This is a genomic window from Endozoicomonas sp. ALB032 (assembly GCF_049310125.1).
Taxonomy (GTDB): domain Bacteria; phylum Pseudomonadota; class Gammaproteobacteria; order Pseudomonadales; family Endozoicomonadaceae; genus Endozoicomonas_A.
In genome coordinates this window covers 1901212-1920236 of record NZ_JBLYNW010000001.1, presented here as the reverse complement: position 1 = coordinate 1920236, position 19025 = coordinate 1901212, and the positions used below count along the sequence as shown (strand labels likewise).

The 19025-nt window shown below is 46.2% G+C and carries 18 protein-coding genes; 8 read left to right on the top strand and 10 right to left on the bottom strand.

Annotated features, from left to right (window positions below; genetic code table 11):
• Positions 1 to 134: 134 nt before the first annotated feature.
• From slmA to ACO6VG_RS06640, 5 genes are all read right to left on the bottom strand, one after another.
• A complete protein-coding gene (gene slmA / locus ACO6VG_RS06660) occupies positions 135 to 725 on the bottom strand; it encodes a nucleoid occlusion factor SlmA (RefSeq protein ID WP_422136201.1) in 591 nt (196 codons plus the stop codon).
• Between the two features lie 120 nt (positions 726 to 845).
• Positions 846 to 1751, bottom strand: coding sequence for an acetylglutamate kinase (argB, locus tag ACO6VG_RS06655; protein ID WP_422136200.1), 906 nt, complete (start codon positions 1749 to 1751; stop codon positions 846 to 848).
• Between the two features lie 105 nt (positions 1752 to 1856).
• Entirely contained in the window at positions 1857 to 2312 is a 456-nt protein-coding gene (gene dut / locus ACO6VG_RS06650) for a dUTP diphosphatase (protein ID WP_422136199.1), read from the bottom strand.
• Positions 2309 to 3553, bottom strand: coding sequence for a bifunctional phosphopantothenoylcysteine decarboxylase/phosphopantothenate--cysteine ligase CoaBC (gene coaBC, locus ACO6VG_RS06645; RefSeq protein ID WP_422136198.1), 1245 nt, complete (start codon positions 3551 to 3553; stop codon positions 2309 to 2311). The genes dut and coaBC overlap by 4 nt, the downstream gene beginning before the upstream one ends.
• 281 nt (positions 3554 to 3834) lie before the next feature.
• Positions 3835 to 4047 carry a hypothetical protein gene (locus ACO6VG_RS06640; protein ID WP_422139461.1) on the bottom strand — a complete coding sequence of 71 codons (213 nt, stop codon included), beginning with the start codon at positions 4045 to 4047 and terminating at the stop codon, positions 3835 to 3837.
• Positions 4048 to 4224: 177 nt separating this feature from the next.
• Between ACO6VG_RS06640 and ACO6VG_RS06635 the strand changes: the two genes are divergently transcribed.
• The 8 genes from ACO6VG_RS06635 (at position 4225) to ACO6VG_RS06600 (ending at position 10758) form a co-directional block, all read left to right on the top strand.
• Positions 4225 to 4791 carry an RING finger protein gene (locus ACO6VG_RS06635; RefSeq protein WP_422473228.1) on the top strand — a complete coding sequence of 189 codons (567 nt, stop codon included), beginning with the start codon at positions 4225 to 4227 and terminating at the stop codon, positions 4789 to 4791.
• A gap of 423 nt (positions 4792 to 5214) precedes the next feature.
• Positions 5215 to 6219, top strand: a complete 1005-nt coding sequence (locus ACO6VG_RS06630) for a hypothetical protein (protein WP_422139459.1) — start codon at positions 5215 to 5217, stop codon at positions 6217 to 6219.
• A 252-nt stretch (positions 6220 to 6471) separates the two neighbouring features.
• A complete protein-coding gene (gene radC, locus ACO6VG_RS06625; RefSeq protein WP_422136194.1) occupies positions 6472 to 7167 on the top strand; it encodes a RadC family protein in 696 nt (231 codons plus the stop codon).
• A gap of 404 nt (positions 7168 to 7571) precedes the next feature.
• Positions 7572 to 7808 carry a 50S ribosomal protein L28 gene (gene rpmB / locus ACO6VG_RS06620; protein WP_422136193.1) on the top strand — a complete coding sequence of 79 codons (237 nt, stop codon included), beginning with the start codon at positions 7572 to 7574 and terminating at the stop codon, positions 7806 to 7808.
• A 20-nt stretch (positions 7809 to 7828) separates the two neighbouring features.
• A complete protein-coding gene (rpmG, locus tag ACO6VG_RS06615; RefSeq protein WP_034834535.1) occupies positions 7829 to 7996 on the top strand; it encodes a 50S ribosomal protein L33 in 168 nt (55 codons plus the stop codon).
• Positions 7968 to 9521, top strand: coding sequence for an AAA family ATPase (locus ACO6VG_RS06610; protein ID WP_422473225.1), 1554 nt, complete (start codon positions 7968 to 7970; stop codon positions 9519 to 9521). The genes rpmG and ACO6VG_RS06610 overlap by 29 nt, the downstream gene beginning before the upstream one ends.
• A gap of 53 nt (positions 9522 to 9574) precedes the next feature.
• Positions 9575 to 10033: a hypothetical protein gene (locus ACO6VG_RS06605; RefSeq protein ID WP_422411960.1), complete on the top strand. Its 459-nt coding sequence runs from the start codon at positions 9575 to 9577 to the stop codon at positions 10031 to 10033.
• Between the two features lie 14 nt (positions 10034 to 10047).
• Positions 10048 to 10758 carry a DUF47 family protein gene (locus ACO6VG_RS06600; RefSeq protein WP_422136190.1) on the top strand — a complete coding sequence of 237 codons (711 nt, stop codon included), beginning with the start codon at positions 10048 to 10050 and terminating at the stop codon, positions 10756 to 10758.
• A gap of 38 nt (positions 10759 to 10796) precedes the next feature.
• Here ACO6VG_RS06600 and ACO6VG_RS06595 read toward each other — a convergent pair whose 3' ends face one another.
• From ACO6VG_RS06595 to ACO6VG_RS06575, 5 genes are all read right to left on the bottom strand, one after another.
• Positions 10797 to 11228: a hypothetical protein gene (locus tag ACO6VG_RS06595; protein ID WP_422136189.1), complete on the bottom strand. Its 432-nt coding sequence runs from the start codon at positions 11226 to 11228 to the stop codon at positions 10797 to 10799.
• A gap of 48 nt (positions 11229 to 11276) precedes the next feature.
• Positions 11277 to 11945, bottom strand: a complete 669-nt coding sequence (locus ACO6VG_RS06590) for an epoxyqueuosine reductase QueH (protein ID WP_422136188.1) — start codon at positions 11943 to 11945, stop codon at positions 11277 to 11279.
• A gap of 505 nt (positions 11946 to 12450) precedes the next feature.
• Positions 12451 to 14301, bottom strand: a complete 1851-nt coding sequence (locus ACO6VG_RS06585) for an F-box/WD repeat-containing protein (protein WP_422473222.1) — start codon at positions 14299 to 14301, stop codon at positions 12451 to 12453.
• 237 nt (positions 14302 to 14538) lie between these two features.
• Positions 14539 to 16380, bottom strand: a complete 1842-nt coding sequence (locus ACO6VG_RS06580) for an F-box/WD repeat-containing protein (protein ID WP_422473217.1) — start codon at positions 16378 to 16380, stop codon at positions 14539 to 14541.
• Between the two features lie 596 nt (positions 16381 to 16976).
• Positions 16977 to 18827 (bottom strand): F-box/WD repeat-containing protein, encoded by a 1851-nt coding sequence (locus ACO6VG_RS06575; RefSeq protein WP_422473215.1) that lies wholly within the window; start codon positions 18825 to 18827, stop codon positions 16977 to 16979.
• Positions 18828 to 19025 lie beyond the last annotated feature (198 nt).

Sequence of the window (19025 nt, the reverse complement as noted above, 5' to 3'; positions counted from 1 at the left end):
CATCAGAAATAAGCGGCTCTCTTCGATCATGTCGGCCTGTTTCGCTGCTCTGACAGTCTCTTGCGCCAGTCTAAACGCAGACGGCTGTCAAAGCAGCAAGGGCGATCACTGAGTCGCCCACTGACACATCGTGCTTATCTGAAGACGACGGTTGCAAGCACTTCCCATTGTGCGAGCCACTGCTCAGTTGGCTTCCGTTTGAACTCACTGCGCACGTACTGACAAATACGTCCTTCAGCAATGGAGAGCAACATATTAGCCATAGCACCCGGAGTAGCTTGAGGTCTCAGCCCCTCACTTAATTCAGCACCTCTCAGGACCTGCTTGATCTGGGTTTCCAACCGGTCAAACAGTTTGAAGACTCTCTGTCTAAGGCGATCAGGCTCTCCAGCCAGAGCATCGCCTGTGAGAATACGAGTCAAACCAGGGTTTTTCTCACAGAAACCCAGCAGAAGTTGCAGCATCATGCCGCAGCGCCGCAAAGCCTGCTGCTCTTCTTCCATTATCAAATTAACCCTTGAGAACAGAGTATCTTCTATGAACTCTATCAGTCCTTCAAACATCTTGGCCTTGCTGGGAAAGTGGCGGTAAAGCGCTGCTTCAGACACCCCCACTTCTCTGGCCAGAGACGAGGTAGTAATCCTCTCCCCGGGGGCATTTTCCAGCATATGAGCCAGTGCCTGCAGAATTTGATCCTTTCGGGAAAACTTTCTGGTTTTATCCATTACTTCTCGACACACTCTTACTATGTCCGTGAAAAAATTTTCAGCCTCCAAACAGCCTTGAGCCGAAAATGCCGCTGACCTCTGACTGTAAATATCACTGTCTCTTTTCTCAGAGGCTGTTCACGCATGACCGCCAGTAATCAGGGTACCCACACCCTGATCGGTCAGAAGTTCCAGTAGCAGGGCATGGGGAACTCTTCCATCAATGATATGAGCCCGGTTTACCCCATTACTGACTGCACTCAGGGCACACTGGATTTTTGGCAGCATACCGCCATAAATCGTGCCATCAGCAATCAGCTTCTCAACTTGCACGGAATCCAGTCCGGTCAACAATTCACCTTCTTTACTGAGTAGCCCCGGAGTATTGGTCAGCAATAACAACTTTTCCGCATTCAGAGCTTCTGCAAGATGACCCGCTACCAGATCGGCATTGATATTATAAGACAGACCCGAATCATCACCACCGATAGGTGCAACTACAGGAATGAAGTCCGAGTTCTGTAGCATCTCAACAATACCGGTATCGATGGACTCCACTTCACCCACATGGCCAATATCTATGATTTCCGGTGCAGACATTTCCGGTGTCTTATGAGTCACTTGCAGACGACGTGCCCGGATGAAGCGACCATCCTTACCTGTGACACCCACTGCACGACCACCGTTGTTATTTATCAGCGTGACTATTTCCTTGTTGACCAAACCACCGAGCACCATCTGGACAACATCCATGGTACTGGAGTCTGTCACTCTCATTCCCTGCACGAAGCGGGTTTCCAGATTCAGGCGTTTCAGCATGGACCCAATTTGAGGGCCGCCCCCATGAACAACAACAGGATTGATGCCCACAGCTTTCAGCATGACGACACCCTGGGCGAAGGCATTTTTAAGCTCTTCACTCTCCATAGCGTTGCCACCGTACTTGATGACTATGGTTTTACCTGCAAAACGCTGTAAATAAGGCAGAGCCTCTGTGAGCACCCGGGCCCGATCATGCAATGGCAGTTGGGTTGCTTTATCCATCAATACTCCTCACAAAACACAATCAGCCGAAAAAATACCAGAGCAAAAGTTCGACTCTTTATGACACTTCCGGCTCAGGCACTGGCTCGCATTGCCGACACTGATTTATCGAGTTCCAGAATGACCAAAGCCACCGACACCGCGATCAGTTTCATCAAAGCTGTTAACAATATCCAGTTTGGCCTGAACCACCGGCACTAGCACCAGCTGAGCAATGCGCTCACCGGGCTCGATGGTGAAAGTCGAACGACTCCGGTTCCAACAGGAAACCATCAGCTGCCCCTGATAATCAGAGTCAATCAAGCCCACCAGATTACCCAGAACAATACCGTGCTTATGTCCCAGCCCGGAACGAGGCAGGATCATGGCAGCCAGAGCAGCGTCTTCAATATGAATGGCCATACCGGTAGGCAGCAGCTCGGTCTGCCCCGGCTCCAGTGTTAACGGCTTTTCCAGCATAGCTCTGAGATCAATCCCTGCAGAGCCATCCGTTGCATAGGCTGGCAAAGGGAATTCAGAACCCAGTCGTGTATCAAGAATTCGGGTTTTCAGTGCTTTCATTGGTCACCTGACGTGTTTTTGTATTCTCTTTCCCATTTACCAAAACGACGCGCGACAATTTTCAGAATCTTTCTGGACAGAACGGTCTTGGAAGCTCTTGGTATGGGCTCTTCAAAATCTTCACCCAGAATGGTCACTTCATTATTGTCACTACTGAAACCTATTTCATCATCTGACACGTCGTTGGCAACAATCAGGTTCAGTTTCTTGCGACGCAGTTTATCTATTGCATAACCCAGAACATTTCGGGTTTCTGCCGCAAACCCGATAACAAAAGGAGGTTCTTCCAGATCGGCCACCGATGCAACGATATCCGGATTCTTGACCAACCTGATCTCCAGCGTTTCAGAAGGATCGTCAGGGTTCTTCTTGATCTTGTCTTTCTCGATTTCAACAGGACGATAATCACAGACCGCTGCACAGCCAATAAAGATATCAACCCCTTCGATGTTATCCAGAACAACCTGTTGCATATCTCTGGCACTGATGACATCAATGCGCTCAACCCGGTCGGGTGTTTCCAGGGCAACCGGGCCACTGACCAGTTTGACCGATGCACCGGCTTCCACGGCTGCGGCCGCCAGAGAGTATGCCATTTTTCCAGAGCTGTAGTTGGAAATAAACCGCACAGGGTCCAGAGCTTCCCGGGTAGGTCCGGCGGTAATCAGAACATTCAGGCCACTCAATACATCATGTTCAAACATTTCAGCGGTATGCCGGGCAATCAGTTCGGGGTCCAGCATTCGGCCCGGACCAATATCACCACAGGCCTGACTGCCATCGTCAGGCCCGAAGATGCTAACGCTGCGCTCTTTTAACAGTTCTATATTCTGCTGTGTGCTCTGGTCACGCCACATGCCCTGATTCATGGCAGGTGCCAGACAGATAGGCGCACTGGTTGCCAGACACAGTGTAGTCAGCAGGTCATCGGCCTGACCGCTTGTGAGTCGGGCAATGAAGTCGGCTGTGGCCGGAGCCACCAGCACTACGTCAGCCCAGCGGGCCAGTTCAATATGACCCATTCCGGCTTCAGCCCTGGCATCCAGCAGATCCAGGTGGACCGGATTGAGGGAAAGGGCCTGAAGCGTCAGAGGCGTGATGAATTCACAGGCAGCTTTGGTCATGACCACCCGGACATCCGCATCCCATTTGCGAAGCATGCGAATCAGCTCAGCACTCTTATAGGCAGCAATGCCACCTGTTACACCGAGCAAGATCCGTTTATTTCTTAAACGTTGCATAGTAGGCCTATGTTCGATAAATAAAGGGGATTTCTCAATTCCTTTAAACCTTTGGGTCTATTTTCGGGCTATTTTAATTTATAAGGCAGGCATTAGATAGATGACCTTGATCAGTCATTGTCTGCCAGATTCTTCTGGACTCATCTTTAGACTTTGAAGGCATCCATTTTGCGTAAACTTCATTGATCATTTTTGTGTTCTTGTGGCCAAGCTGAGTCGCCAGCGGTAACTTTCAAGCCTGTTTGAAGCAGACATGTTTTTTACCGGAAGTGACTCCTTGGTTATCGAACTATGCGATCAAGCTGACCATCTTCCCTCTGTCGCCTAACGACGACCAGGTAGACAGCACCAGTCAGTTTCTCAAGTGGACCCATGAGAACCATGACCCGCTTATGCTTTGCTGCCAGTGGAAAAAAACGTTTGGGAGCTGAAGCCTTGGGCGACAACAGAATCAATTCCAGAACATTAAAGGTATGCCCTATCCGAAGTAGCATAAGATTCTGCATTTATGAAATTTGATCTGGACGAACATGACACTGGCCACTATAAGTAGTGCACAAATCTGAAAGTAGCACTTAATAATAAATTCAGAGACTGTGAAGTAGATGCATTCCTTAAGAAATTTTTTAATGCTTGTTCTCTTGATTCAAATCAAAATGGTGTAGCTGTTTATGCGCTGGTTTATTTTTTTAGTTTTCAACTTTAGTTTAACAATCAGTACAGGATACGCTGACGTATGTCCAATTTGTCTGCATGAAATTAACAGTAGTCAGCAAAGTACCAGCCTTTGCTGCGGACATGATTTTCATAAGGATTGCATAGATACATTGCGATCAACTCATCAGGATCTATTATGCCCGGTTTGTAGGCGGCGAGCACGAATACATCATGGTGCAAGTTCAGCAGATCATAAAACTTGTATTGAGCAAGAACCTCTGTCACAGGCACTTACCAGACCAGAGTCTCAGGCATCAATGATTGTTGCACTACAAAGGGGTCCGGCAAGTCCGAAATTTTTAGTTTTTGCAGCTCCATTCGTAAAATCACAAGAACATTACCCAGCAAGAGACGATATCAGCAGAGAATTATACCAAAAATTATCTACTTTGTTTTTTCAGCGTTTATCAGAGTTAAGCGAAGACGATCATTCGAAATTTGAAAAAGGTCTTGAAGAGCTCACGGATTTTCTAAATGAGCCAACAGAGACTCAGATTGAGCCAAAGACGGAAACACAATAACAGCTGGTTTTATTGAGAGTATGCTGCCTGATTAAGTCGAGCCGCCAAAGGTGGTGTCGGGTGAGCGTCAGCGAGTCCGAGACAATGCTGTTATTATGTTGCATTCGCACTGAGTTAAAAGCGATGTGCTTAGAGACGTACACTGGCAGAGTGTTACTGGAATTCTTAGATAAACATGTAAATGGGAACCCGTTTTTTTACATGAAATTGGGCTGGATGAAGGATGAGCCCAGATCTTTTTGGGGACAGAAATTTAATAACCCTGCTCACTTGCACGGAAGACTGACCAGACTCGATTCAGCGGCACCGAAGACATCTGCTGGAATTTTTTGTTATGCATTCTTTCAATACTGTTTTCTTTACTAACAAATCATAGAAACTTATTCCACATAAGAAGCTCTAAGTATTTATATGGAAATCACTATGGATAGTTTGATTATGAAAAGTTTGTTTTTTTTGTTCATCACTTTTATTACGATAAACTCTGCATTAGCCCAAAATGATATGGTTTTAGTTATTTCTGATACTAGTTATGCATCTTTACTTGAAAAAGAACTAGAGGTTTACAAAAATGACCTTGAATCAGAAGGTTGGAATGTTAATTTTCTTTTTAAAGATAAAAAATATTATTCATATAGTGAATTCCATAAAGAATTAGTCTTACAACATTCAATGCAAAAAATGAAAGGTGTAGTCTTAATTGGCAATTTCCCATATGAAGATGATCATTTAATTAGTTGTAGTGAGTGCACTTTTGCTAATTCATTTTTTTTCTCGATAAAACCAGATTTTTGGGTGAGCCGTATCGATCCTAGCCTGGTAACAAATCTAGATAACGTAGCGCTGCTTAAGAATTACTTTAAGCGGAACCATGAATATCGAAAAAGCAACTATTATTGGAATAACCATATCAATGCAATATCATCAATTGAGTCTTACCATGATACAATTAATTACTATATACATGCTTTATATTCTTTGGGAAGTTATTTACCCAATGTTGTTTATAGTACGGATGATTTTTGGAAAGCTGTGAATGAATCTAACGCAACCATAACTGAAATTAACGTTCATGGTAATAGGGATTTAATTTCTGTAAATAATCAGATTATTAAAGCTGAAGAAATCCTTTACAACTCCCATTCTAAAAGCAGATTTATTGATCTTTATTCTTGTTACGGCGGATTTCCAGATAAGAACAATATTGCCTCTGCATTCCTTTTTTCCCCATTTAGTAGAGTGTTAGCTGTTTCAGCAAGATCTGATCTTGCAAGCATAAATAGCCAAGTACATGCACATTATGTGAACTCAATGAATGTGGTCATAGGTGAAAGTTTCATAAAAAATTATTCTTGGGCAAACCATGCTCTTCCGTACTATAACGGTAGAATTTTATTAGGTGACGGAACTTTAAAGTTGAAAAAATAATTATTTTATGGCGCTGAATGCATAACCGCAGAACTGACCGGCAGCGGCTGTCCCCGTCAAGTGGGATCTTGCGGGCGAGTGAGCCAATGACCACAAAGCCCTCTGGTTTCAGAGATACGGTAACGGAAATGGCTCGTTCCCATACTTTTAGGCCCTGTGGGTCCAAGTGTGGGAACGAGATAAATCAGGGAATTTTTCGGGTTTTCTTGTGTCTGAAATAACACCAACTTAACAGTCGATACTTCAGACCTTATGACTCATCAACCTCAGGACACAGCCATTAAAGCACTTCCGGTAGAGGAACGCCCCAGGGAAAAGTTGATCTCCCGGGGGCCTGCCGTATTGAGTGATGCCGAGCTACTGGCCATTCTGCTGCGTACTGGCTACAAAGGCACTCATGTGCTGACTCTTGCTAACCAGCTGATTCAGCGCTTTCAGTCGTTAGATGGTTTGCTTTGTGCAACACCTGCGCAATTACAAGCTTTAAAAGGACTTGGGAAAGCGAAGGCGACTGAACTCAGTGCCATTCTCGAAATCTGCCAGAGAGTACTCTCAGAAAAAATGTCTGAGCAGAGCACGATCAACTGCCCGGATGCCACCCGTCAATACCTTCAGCTCCATTTCAGGGGCTGTCAGAGAGAAGAGTTTGCCTGCCTGTTTCTGGACACCCGTCACCGGGTTCTGGCTTTGGAAACCCTCTTTCAGGGCACACTCGATGCAGCGCCTGTCTACCCCAGAGAGGTGGTAAAAAGAGCCCTTGAACTCAACGCGGCGGCGGTTATAGCCAGCCACAATCACCCATCAGGTGATCCGCAGCCCAGCCAGGCTGATATAAGAATTACCGAAGCCCTTAAGAAAGCACTGGCCCTGGTGGATATCAGGCTACTGGACCACATTATTATTGGCAAAGGCGTATCGGCTTCTCTGGCCGAGCAAGGCCTTATGTGAATCTGGCAAGCGATGGGTATAACGATGGGTATAATGCTGAAGAGATCCAATAGACTTCCTGCAACACAAATACGTGATAATCAGATACCCTGACACCACAAATATCGATTTTTACCACTACAGATTCTGTTCAAATCCGTGGATAATTCAGACCGCGACCCTTGAAGAACTGACTCTTTCAGTTTTTCAGGAGCCAGTAAGGAGAAGGCTTTCGAGCCAACAGGCGGAAACGCTTACAGCGCCCAACTTGCACCAAAGCCTTGACTTTGGTATAAAGCGCGGTCTTTGTATATGGGTAGCTGCTGAGAGTTCTGACTCTTAACATTGGGCAGACCTGCCCGAAAAAGAATAACGGAATCCTCCGGCCTCATGGCTGGGTTTTTTTGGTTTGAGAGGCCACTACTATGTCCAAAGTTTGTCAGGTTACCGGCAAGCGCCCGGTTACCGGAAACAACGTTTCCCATGCGCACAACAAGACCAAGCGTCGTTTCGTGCCAAACCTGCACCACAAGCGTTTCTGGGTAGAGAGCGAGAAGCGTTTCGTTCGCCTGCGTATATCTGCTAAAGGCATGCGCATCATCGACAAGAAAGGTATCGACACCGTTCTGTCCGAAATGCGTGCTAACGGTCAAAAAGTTTAAGATAGCGGGAGCAATAAGTCATGGCTAAAGGTATTCGTGAAAAAATCAAGCTGGTTTCATCGGCTGGCACAGGTCACTACTACACCACGACCAAAAACAAGCGTAACACTCCAGACAAGCTGGTGTTCAAAAAGTACGACCCGGTTGTACGCAAGCACGTTGAATATAAAGAATACAAGATCAAGTAAGATCCTGAGTTCTTTCCGGCCCGATGCTCTGTCGGGCCCACTTTTCCTCCTCATGTTCTTCTTACGTTCAAATACATTACGATTTAATATAACCTGCAACTACTCTGTAACCGAGTTGTCTATTTTGGACCAGTTTGGTCAACCCTCAATCCACCATTCATTCCAAACGTTCCAACACTTACTATCTGGAGTAGTGTCAAAAGAAAAAGACAAGAAAGCCTTTCTCCCGGCAGATCAAGCAAACGGTAGCTTTATGATAAAAGAAATCCGAGTAGAAGACTGGAAAAGCTTCGAAAGCTCGACCCTTTACATAGACCCTCTCACAGTTCTCATCGGCACCAATGCCAGTGGTAAGTCCAATGTACTGGACGCCTTACTATTTCTGAACCTCAGTGCATCAAGCGTGCCTTTGAATGTTATTCTTCAGGGAGACAGTAATTTCCCGGGATTGCGTGGCAGCATAGACTGGGTATGTCGTTCGGGTACAAAACAGTTTGCCTTGGAAGTAAAAGCCTCTGGAAGCAATGAACTCATTGATTATATTTACAGGCTTGAAGTCAATATTGAGGGCTTACCACAAATTGCCTCAGAAAGCTTGAGACGAGTGAAGTACAGACCAGGAGCCCAAGCCATCTCCTCAGATATATTTTTATTCAAAACTGATGATTGCGGACTGGATGCACCTGCTATTACAGCCCGTCTCTACAACAGAAAACAAGGTAAACCCAGACCCTCGGCACGACAATCCACTATTTTGAGTCAGCTACACCCGGAAGCATTCTCTCAAAATCTGAGTAAAGATATTACCGAGGGGGTTGAAGCCGTTATCGGGGCACTAACAAGTATTTTTATTCTTGACCCTATCCCATCTCACATGAGGAATTATGCCCCCTTGTCAAAAGATCTCGATAGCGATGCAGCCAACATGGCCGGAATCATTGCGGCTCTTGATGTACAACAAAAACAGCACATTGAAGAGACATTGACAAAGCATGTCAGTTTATTGCCAGAAAAGGATATTGGTCGGATATACTCTGAAACTGTTGGCCGTTTCAAATCCGATGCCATGTTATATTGTGATGAGTTGTGGGGCGACAAGAAGATTTCCGTTGATGCCAGAGGTATGTCAGATGGTACATTGAGGTTTTTGGCCATACTGGTTGCCTTACTCACCCGCCCCGAGCACAGCCTTCTGGTAGTAGAAGAAATTGATAATGGTCTTCATCCTTCAAGATCCAATGTCCTTTTGAGCGTTTTGAGGTCTATTGGAGAACAACGTCATATCGATATCCTGGTGACCACACACAACCCAGCACTATTGGATAGCCTGGGACCGGAAATGACGCCTTTTATCACGATAAGTCATCGTGATAGTGAGACAGGGCACAGTCGTCTGACTCTTCTGGAAGATTTATCGAAACTCCCCAAACTGCTTGCTATAGGTCCTGTTGGCACTCTTTCAAGCCAGGGAAAGCTTGAACAGGCGCTTCGTCAGGAGCAAGTGTCCGGAGGTATAGGTCAGTAATGAGCAGTAAAGTCATTATCTTTGATACATCTGTACTATGTTGCTGATTGCAGGTGCCAGGAAAAGATACTTGTGGCCCGGAAGGTGATCGTTGGTACTTTGAACGCATAGAACAAAAAGTTTCAGAAGAGTTACAAGCAGGCAGTACGTTTGTATTACCTTTGGCCACTATTATAGAAACTGGAAATCACATTGCTTTTGCATCAGGTGACAGATATTCATTAGCAAAAAGCCTTTCAAAATATATTCGCAAAGCGGCTACCGATACAGACCCGTGGGCAGCATTTGGCCATCAAACGGAGCTATGGGGAGCAGACAAGCTGATACAACTGGCCGAAACTTGGCCAGATCTCGCTATTCAAGGGTTAGGTATTGGCGATACAACGATAAGAGATGTCGCCGATTATTATGCCAGGACCAACGCCATAGCAGTGGAAATCTTAACTGGAGACAAAGGCCTAAAAAGCCAACAACCTCATAGCCCGGCTATCACACCTAGAAGAAGACGCTGATGAAAGTGAGGCCGATGAAGGGACAGTTAAGTTCGTCAGACTCCTGGCCGATAAACGGCCTTATGGATCTTGAAACCTTTGCCAGCCTCTTCTCAGGCTCACCGTTCAAACCCTTGTTACGACATCGTAATGCCGTGTTGAATGCACTTTTGCACCTCAACCGACAACTTCAAGGTTTTGTGTATGAAAACACGCCGACCCCTTCCAGCAAGCCCTGGATCAAAGAACTCCCACATCAGCTTGAAGCCATGGAGCAAGAAGTGCTGTCCCGGCTGCAAAAACCATCGCTGACAGCTCAACCCAGGGAAGTAATCGCAGATACACTGCAGGCACAGAGCCAGCTCGCCCATCAGATCTTTCGACTTTCAGAACGACTGAGCTACCGCCCCCTTCGATTGCCAGCCGAAATGATTGTTCCGCTGAATAACCTGACCGGGCACTTTGGCAAGACGGCGTATCAATTAAAGCAGGCCGCCATCGAATTAGATGAACTCAGCAAGGGCGGATTCAGAAAGCAGCACAACAAATCTCAAGGTTGCTACAGGAAAAGTCTGGCCTGTGATGTCGATGAGCTCAGTAAGGTCTGTCACGAGATTCGTGAACAAACCTGCCTGACGGAAAGCGAAATAGACCCTGTGGATGTCGCCCTGCTGTTTCTGATTCTGGACGACATCAGTGATCTGTCTTTATGGATGCGTTCTCTGATAACTCATCTGCAAGCCTGATAAAACCCGCTGGCAGACACTATTACCATCATCAACAACTACTCACTTTCAACAACACATTCAATCCGCTTTTTACCGGTACGATCCAGATAGTCCTGAAAATCTTTGGGCAGGCGCCCTGTTGTTGAACCGAACCAGCGCACCGTGTCTCCGGAGTTTGTCTGAAACTCAAAGTTATGTTTGGAGACGTTTCTCTTACGCTTGCCTTCCTTGCCTACCTCTTGCAAAAGATTCAGGTCAGACATCGAGAGGCCTTTGGCCTCCATAACTTTCTTGATCTCTTCTACGCTCTGAAGCTTTTGTTTTCTTTTTATATCAGCGGCTTCTTTTTCCTGATTTTTTTCTTCCAGCACCTCATTCAACCGGTTAATGATGCGCTCCATCTCATCCATACCCATATCCTTGAAGAGAGAACGGATTCTGGTTTTACTACCCAGACGATGCAGAAGTTCATCAAATATATTCATCATCAGACCTCAGTGTATCAAACAAATGCCGTCAGCTTGTGAAGGCACCATTCAGCGTTCACCATAAAACTTGATAAGTCGTTTAATTCTAGGGCGACCCCGACTCATTCGCCATCGATTAGTATCTCTCAGGCTATAGACACAGCCACAATACTCCTGTTGATAGAAATGCTCATCTTTGGAAATTTCAATCATTCTTGAGGCGCCACCCTGTTTGCGCCAATTAACAGTCCAGTACGTCAGGTCCGGATACCGACCGGCAGCTTCAACGCCGCAGCGATTGATTTGCTCAAGGTTCTTCCAGCGAGAAATACCCAATGTACTGGAGATGAGATTAAACCCATGTTCAAAAGCATACAACGCTGTTCTCTCAAAACGCATCGAAAAGCATATTGAACATCTTTCTCCACGCTCCGGCTCGTCCTCGTAACCCTTAACACGATCAAACCAGTTTTCAGTATCATAGTCGGCATCAATAAAGTTGATGTCATTTTTTTCACAGTAACGCTTGTTCTCTTTTTTCCTTAACTCATATTCTTCCAGAGGATGAATGTTAGGATTATAAAAATATACCGTCTGCTCAAAACCAGAGGCTTTAATGGCACTAATGATTTCGCAGGCGCAAGGTGCACAACAAGAATGCAATAAAATTCTCCTTGAGCCGTTGGGAGACTTCAGGACAGGCCTTTGATAGTTATCTGCAGAGTAGGGTGAATTCATAATATGGATACCTGAATCCAGTCGTAATCATCAGTTAAATAGCAAACGCGTCAATTGAGAAATGCTTTTTTCTTATATCCATGAGTTAAGGTGAGTTCAACGCAGAAAACCTCCAGACATCTTGGCTAACGTCAAGATACCAAACCATAGACAACTACCAAAGGCTTCGTGTCTATGACCAGTGTATTCCGTGATGTCGATGATTTCTGCCTGAGTTTTGCAACCGGGCAGCATAAGCAACTCGTCTGCGATGCCAATAGCGCAAAAGTGATATATCAAAACTGTCGCTCAGTGAAATAATGACCATCATATTCTATTTCCATCAGGGTGCCTTTCGGGAGTTCAGGCATTACCAACAGGTTTGTCATTTATTGATTCAAGGCCAATCATCAATCGAAGACCTGTACCTGGCCTTGTTGAGGAGTCCAATAAAAAACATCTTTATTCAGATGGCCTGAACAGGAGAGTGGATACCCATGCACAGCCTGGACGCCAGAACCACGGATCAAAAGAGGCGGCATATACCCTCACGCAGGGGTTCATCTTCCACCCTAAGTTCGGTGATTTTCACAGTTTCACCACCAACATCCTGATCATTATCAGAGACGGTCATCACATAGTCGCCATCAGCGCTGAAGCTGGCTGACAAGACTTGACCGTGATGGGAAATGATCGCTTTTACTAACCAGGATCCATCGAGCATCTGACCACAGATTTTCGCCGTGCCGTCATCACTGGCAGTCACCACATGTCGGCCATCAGTGCTGAAGGTCGCTGAATAGACCCTGCTCTTATGAGAGATGGTCATTTTCTCCTGCCATGTTCCATCGTCCTTCAGGCCATAGATTTTCGCCGTGCCGTCATCACTGGCAGTCACCACATGTCGGCCATCAGTGCTGAAGGTCGCTGAATAGACCTTGCTCTCATGAGAAATGGTCATTTTCTCCTGCCATGTTCCATCCTCCTTCAGACCATAGATCTTCACCATACCATCATGACTGGCAGTCAACACATGGCGGCTATCAGTGCTGATGATAAGTGATAGAATCGAGTGAACATGGGAAATGGTGCCTTTTTCTTCCCATAACCCATCGTCATTCTGACTAAAGATTTTCGCAAAATTATCGACAGCAGTGACCAGGTGGCGGCTATCGGGGCTGAAGCTGACTAACTTGTCTGACCTCCTGTGGCGGATGCTGGCTTTTGGTTGCCATGATCCGTCAATCTCCAGGCCATGGACTTCCACATTTTGATCTTTACTGGCAGTCACCACAAGGCGGCTATCGGCACTGAAGCTGGCCGACCTGATTGGATAATTGTGCCGAATGATGGCTTTTGGTTGCCATGAGCCATCGTCCTCCAGGCCGGAGATTTGCGCTGTCCGATTCTGATCGCCACCGATGGTCACCATATGGCGACCCTGGGCGCTAAAGGTCGCTGGATGAAAGAAATTCTGATTGGGAATCATGGTTTTTTTTACCCATGTACCATCAGCTTCCAGACCGCTGACTATCGCCATGCCATCTTGACTGTTGGTTACCAAATAGCCACCATCAGGACTGAAGGCGGCTGAATGGACAGCGTCCTCATGAACAATAATGACTTTTCGTTCCCATGAACCATCGGCCTCTTGGCCGTAGATTTGTGCTGTGCCGTCGTAATCGAAAATAACCACACGGCGGCCATCGGCGCTCAAGCTGGCATCATATGATGTATCCTCCTGATTAATGACGACTTTTGGTTTCCATGATCCATCGGCCTCCAGGCCAAAGATTCTCGCCGTGCCATCCTGACTGGCAGTCACCGCGTGGCTGGCATCAGCGGTGAAACTGGCCGAGTTGACGCGGCTATCATGTGAAATAGTGGCTTTTGTAGCTAATTTGAAGGTTCTAGATTGAGACTTTCGTTCGGTATTAGTGAAATGAAGCAGAGCAGGTAAATGAGGATCGCTCCGGTGTTGTATCAGTAATTCGATTAAATCTTTATCGTTTATAAACCGCTCCATCCAACAACGGAGCTGATCGTCATCTTTTGAAGTGATGATTGTGTTAAGTAGAAGCTGGTGTGATGAAGGAAAACGGCGATACCACGCCTTTGCCAGCGCATTATCTTCTTGAATCACTTCTCGAAAGTGGGTAGATACCTGTTTTAAACGGGCAATATCTCTAAGCCTCAAACAGCCAATAATTTTCAAATGCTTGTCGACGGACAAATCGAGTAGTGAAGGTTTACTCTCGTCAGATACACTGATATTTCTGCCCTCACTGACACCCGTCGGAGCTTGCGCCAATATAGACTGATAGCGTTCTGGTGGAGGTGAACCACCGGTGGTGCCGTTATTTTCTAGTCCATTCATGTTCGGAATCCTCAAAGTCAGTATTTGTTCTTGATTAGAAAGAAAATTCAAAATTAATGCGGTAATGTAGAGTTGGGTTAAGGATGAAAGTTCATAACATGTTGTTAAGAACAACTAACAAAAATGCCGCCATGCATTTTCAGTGTTTTCTCCGCAACAAATGATAAACAGAACGGATGGATGTTGCTCAGGGTCGTAGGACCACCGTGCACAGCGTGGAAGCCAGAGTGTCATAGATCAAAAGAGGCGGCATATACCCTCACGCAGGGGTTCATCTTCCACCCTAAGTTCGGTGATTTTCACAGTTTGACCACCAACATCCTGATCATTATCAGAGACGGTCATCACATAGTCGCCATCAGCGCTGAAGCTGGCTGACAAGACTTGACCGTGATGGGAAATGATCGCTTTTACTAACCAGGATCCATCGGGCATCTGACCACAGATTTTCGCCGTGCCGTCATCACTGGCAGTCACCACATGTCGACCATCAGTGCTGAAGGTCGCTGAATAGACCCTGCTCTTATGAGAAACGGTCATTTTCTCCTGCCATGTTCCGTCGTCCTTCAAGCCATAGATTTTCGCCGTGCCGTCACCACTGGCAGTCGCCACATGCCGACCATCAGCGCTGAAGGTCGCTGAATAGACCATGCTCTTATGAGAAATGGTCATTTTCTCCTGCCATGCTCCATCGTCCTTCAGGCCATAGATCTTCGCCATACCATCATCACTGGCAGTCAACACATGACGGCTATCAGTGCTGATGATGAGTGATAGAATCCCATGATAGGAAATGATGCCTTTTTCTTCCCATAATCCATCGTCATTCTGACTAGAGATTTTCGCAAATAAATCGTCAGCAGTGACCAGGTGGCGGCCATCGGGGCTGAAGCTGGCTAACTTGACTGACCTCCTGTGGCGGATGCTGGTTTTTAGTTGCCATGATCCGTCAATCTCCAGGCCATGGACTTTGGCATTGCTATCGTTACTGACAGTCACCAGAAGGCGGCTATCGGCGCTGAAGCTGGCCGAACTGATTGAATAATTGTGCCGAATGATGGCTTTTGGTTGCCATGAGCCATCGTCCTCCAGGCCGGAGATTTGCGCTGTACGATCGCGACCGATGGTCACCATATAGCGACCCTGGGCACTAAAGGTCGCTGAATGAAAGCATTTCTGATTGGGAATCATGGTTTTTTTTACCCATTTACCACCATCTTCCAGACCGCTGACTATCGCCATGCCATCTTGACTGTTGGTTACCAAATAGCAACCATCAGGACTGAAGGCGGCTGAATGGACAGCGTCCTCATGAACAGTAATGACTTCTCGTTCCCATGAACCATCGGCCATTTGACCATAGATTTGTGCTGTGCCGTCGTAATCGAAAATAACCACACGGCGGCCATCGGCGCTCAAGCTGGCATCATATGATGTATCCTCCTGATTAATGACGACTTTTGGTTTCCATGATCCATCGGCCTCCAGGCCAAAGATTCTCGCCGTGCCATCCTGACTGGCAGTCACCGCGTGGCTGGCATCAGCGGTGAAACTGGCCGAGTTGACGCGGCTATCATGTGAAATAGTGGCTTTTGTAGCTAATTTGAAGGTTCTAGATTGAGACTTTCGTTCGGTTTTAGTGAAATGAAGCAGAGCAGGTAAATGAGGACTGCTTCGGTGTTGTATGAGTGATTCGATTAAATCTTTATCGTTTATAAACCGCTCCATCCAACAACGGAGCTGATCGTCATCTTTTGAAGTGATGGTTGTGTTAAGCAGAAACTGGTGTGGTGAAGGAAAACGGCGATACCAGGCCTTTGCCAGCGCATTATCTTCTTGAATCACTTCTCGAAAGTAGGTAGATACCTGTTTTAAACGGACAATATCTCTAAGCCCCAAACAGCCAATAATTTTCAAATGAGTGTCGACGGACAAATTGAGTAGTGAAGGTTTACTCTCGTCAGATACAGTGATAATTCTGCCCTCACTGACTCCCGTTGGAGCTTGCGCCGATATAGAGTGATAGGGTTCTGGTGGAGGTGAACCGCCGACTGTGCCGTTATTTTCCAGTCTATTCATGCTCGGATCTTCGAAGTGAGTATTTGTTCTCGATTAGAAAGAAAATTCAAAATTAATGCGGTAATGTAGAGTCGTTTTAAGGATAAAAGTTCATAACATGTTGTTAAGAACAACTAACAAAAATGCTGCCAGCCCATGGATTTTCCTTCTCTTTCTCCACAACAAATGATTAACAGACTGGATGACACATACTGAAGACATTTTTTGTTCAATTACCCTGAACAGAGGTATGGATAACCGTGCACAGCGCGGGAAACCTAGCAGCCTGTCGGACTTAAGCGTCCGTAGCGAGGATTGCAAGAAATTGAGGATAAAAATCTCTGTTTCTGAGGAGAATAGCGAGCTATTTGACGAAGAAACAGGGATTTTTAGACCAATTTATTGCAACCGCAGTAGGACAGTCTTAAGTCCGACAGGCTGCTAGGAGGCCGACCGAGAATAGACTGCCCTACTGCGGCGGCAGCAAATTGGTCTGAAAATCCGCTTTTGTTCGTCAAATAGCTCGCTATTCTCCTCACAAAACCGAATTTTCATCCTCAATTTTCTGCCGTCCTCGCTACGGGCGCTATTCTCGGTCGGCCTCCTAGAGTCATAGATCAAAGGAGGCGACATATATCCTCAAGAATGTCATCTTCCATAGAAAGCTTGGTGATTTTCACGGTTTGACTAGCACGATTGTCCCAATCATTGTCAGCGACGGTCATCACATACTCGCCATCGGCGCTGAAGGTGGCTGATCTGACGCGACCAGCATGGGAAATTGTCGCTTTTACGAACCAGGATCCATCGAGCATCTGACCACAGATTTTTGCCGTGCCGTCTTTACTGGCAGTCACCACATGTCGGCCATCAGTGCTGATGGACGCTGAATTGACCCTCCCCTTATGAGAAATGGTCACTTTCTCCTGCCACGATCCATCGCCCTTCAGGCCATAGATCTTCGCCTTATCGCCACCGAAAGTCACCAAATAGCGGCTATCAGAACTGAAAGTCGCCGATATTATCGTATCATCATGGAAAATAGTATCCTTTTTCTCCCATGACCCATCGGCCTTCAGGCCATAGATTTTCGCCGTTTTATAAGCACTGGCAGTCAGCACATGGCGGCTATCAGCGCTGAAGATAACTGATAGAAAACTTTTACGAGGAATGGTGGCTTTTTCTTCCCATCCATCGTCCTTCAGACTATAGATTTTTGCAAAATTATGTCTGGCAGTGACCAGGTGGCGGCTATCGGGGCTGAAGCGACCAAAGGGGCTGAAGTGGATTGATGAATACGAAAGATCATGGTACAGGGTGGCTTGTTCTTGCCATGATCCGTCTATATCCTGGCCATGGACTTTCGCATTGCGATCGCCACTGACAGTCAACACAAGGCGGCCATTGGGGCTAAAGCTAGTTGACACGACTAAACTATTGTGCCGAATGATGGCTTTTGGTTCCCACGATCCATCGTCCTCCAGACCGTAGATTCGCGCTGTCTGATCGTTACTGATGATCGCCACATTGCGACCGTCGGAGCTAATGATCGTTGAATACAAGCCTTGCTGATCGGGAATGCTGGCTTTTATTTTCCATTTACCATCGGTCTCCAGGCCATAGATTCTTGCCCCACTCCCAGAGCTGGTTACCAAATAACAACCATCGGGACTGAAGGTAGCTGAATAGACAGCGTCCTCATGAACAAGAACGGCTTTTCGTTCCCATGAACCATCGGCCTCTTGACCATAGATACGCACTGTGCGGTCGTAACCGGAGACTGCCACACGGCGGCCATTGGCGCTGAATCTGGCTGAACATCTTAGATGGCTTTGATGACTGAGGACTTTTGGTATCCACGATCCATCGGCCTCCAGGCCAAAGACTCTCGCCACGCCGTCTTGACCGGCAGTCACCATGTGGCTGGCATCAGCACTGAAACTGGCTGAGTTGACAGGCCTATCGTGTGAAATAGTGGCTTTTGTAGCTAAGTTAAATCTCCAAAATTTTGACTTTCGTTCGGTATTAGTGAAATGAAGCAGAGCAGGTAAATGAGGACTGCTTCGGCGTTGTATGAGTGACTCGATTAAATCTTTATCGTTTATAAACCGCTCCATCCAACAACGGAGCTGATCATCATTTTTTGAAGTGACGATTGTGTTAAGCAGAAACTGGTGTGATGAAGGAAAACGGCGGTACCACGCTTTTGCCAGCGCATTATCTTCTTGAATCACTTCTCGAAAGTAGGTAGATACCTGTTTTAAACGGACAATATCTCTAAGCCTCAAACAGCCAATAATTTTCAAATGTGTGTCAACGGATAAATTGAGTAGTGAAGGTTTACTCTCGTCAGATACAGTGATATTTCTGCCCTCACTGACCCCCTCTGGTGCTCGCTCCGATATAGATTGATGAGGTCTCAGGGGAGCTGGACTGCCAACGGTGCCGTTATTATTTACTCTATTCATGTTCGGAATCTTCGAAGTGATTATTTGTTCTCGATTAGAAAGAAAATTCAAAATTAATTCGGTAATGTGAAGTCGGTTTAAGGATGAAAGTTCATAACATGTTGTTAAGAATAACTAACAAAAATGCCGCCATGCATTTTCAGTGTTTTCTCCACAACAAGTGATAAACAGAACGGATAAATGTTGCTCAGGGTCGAA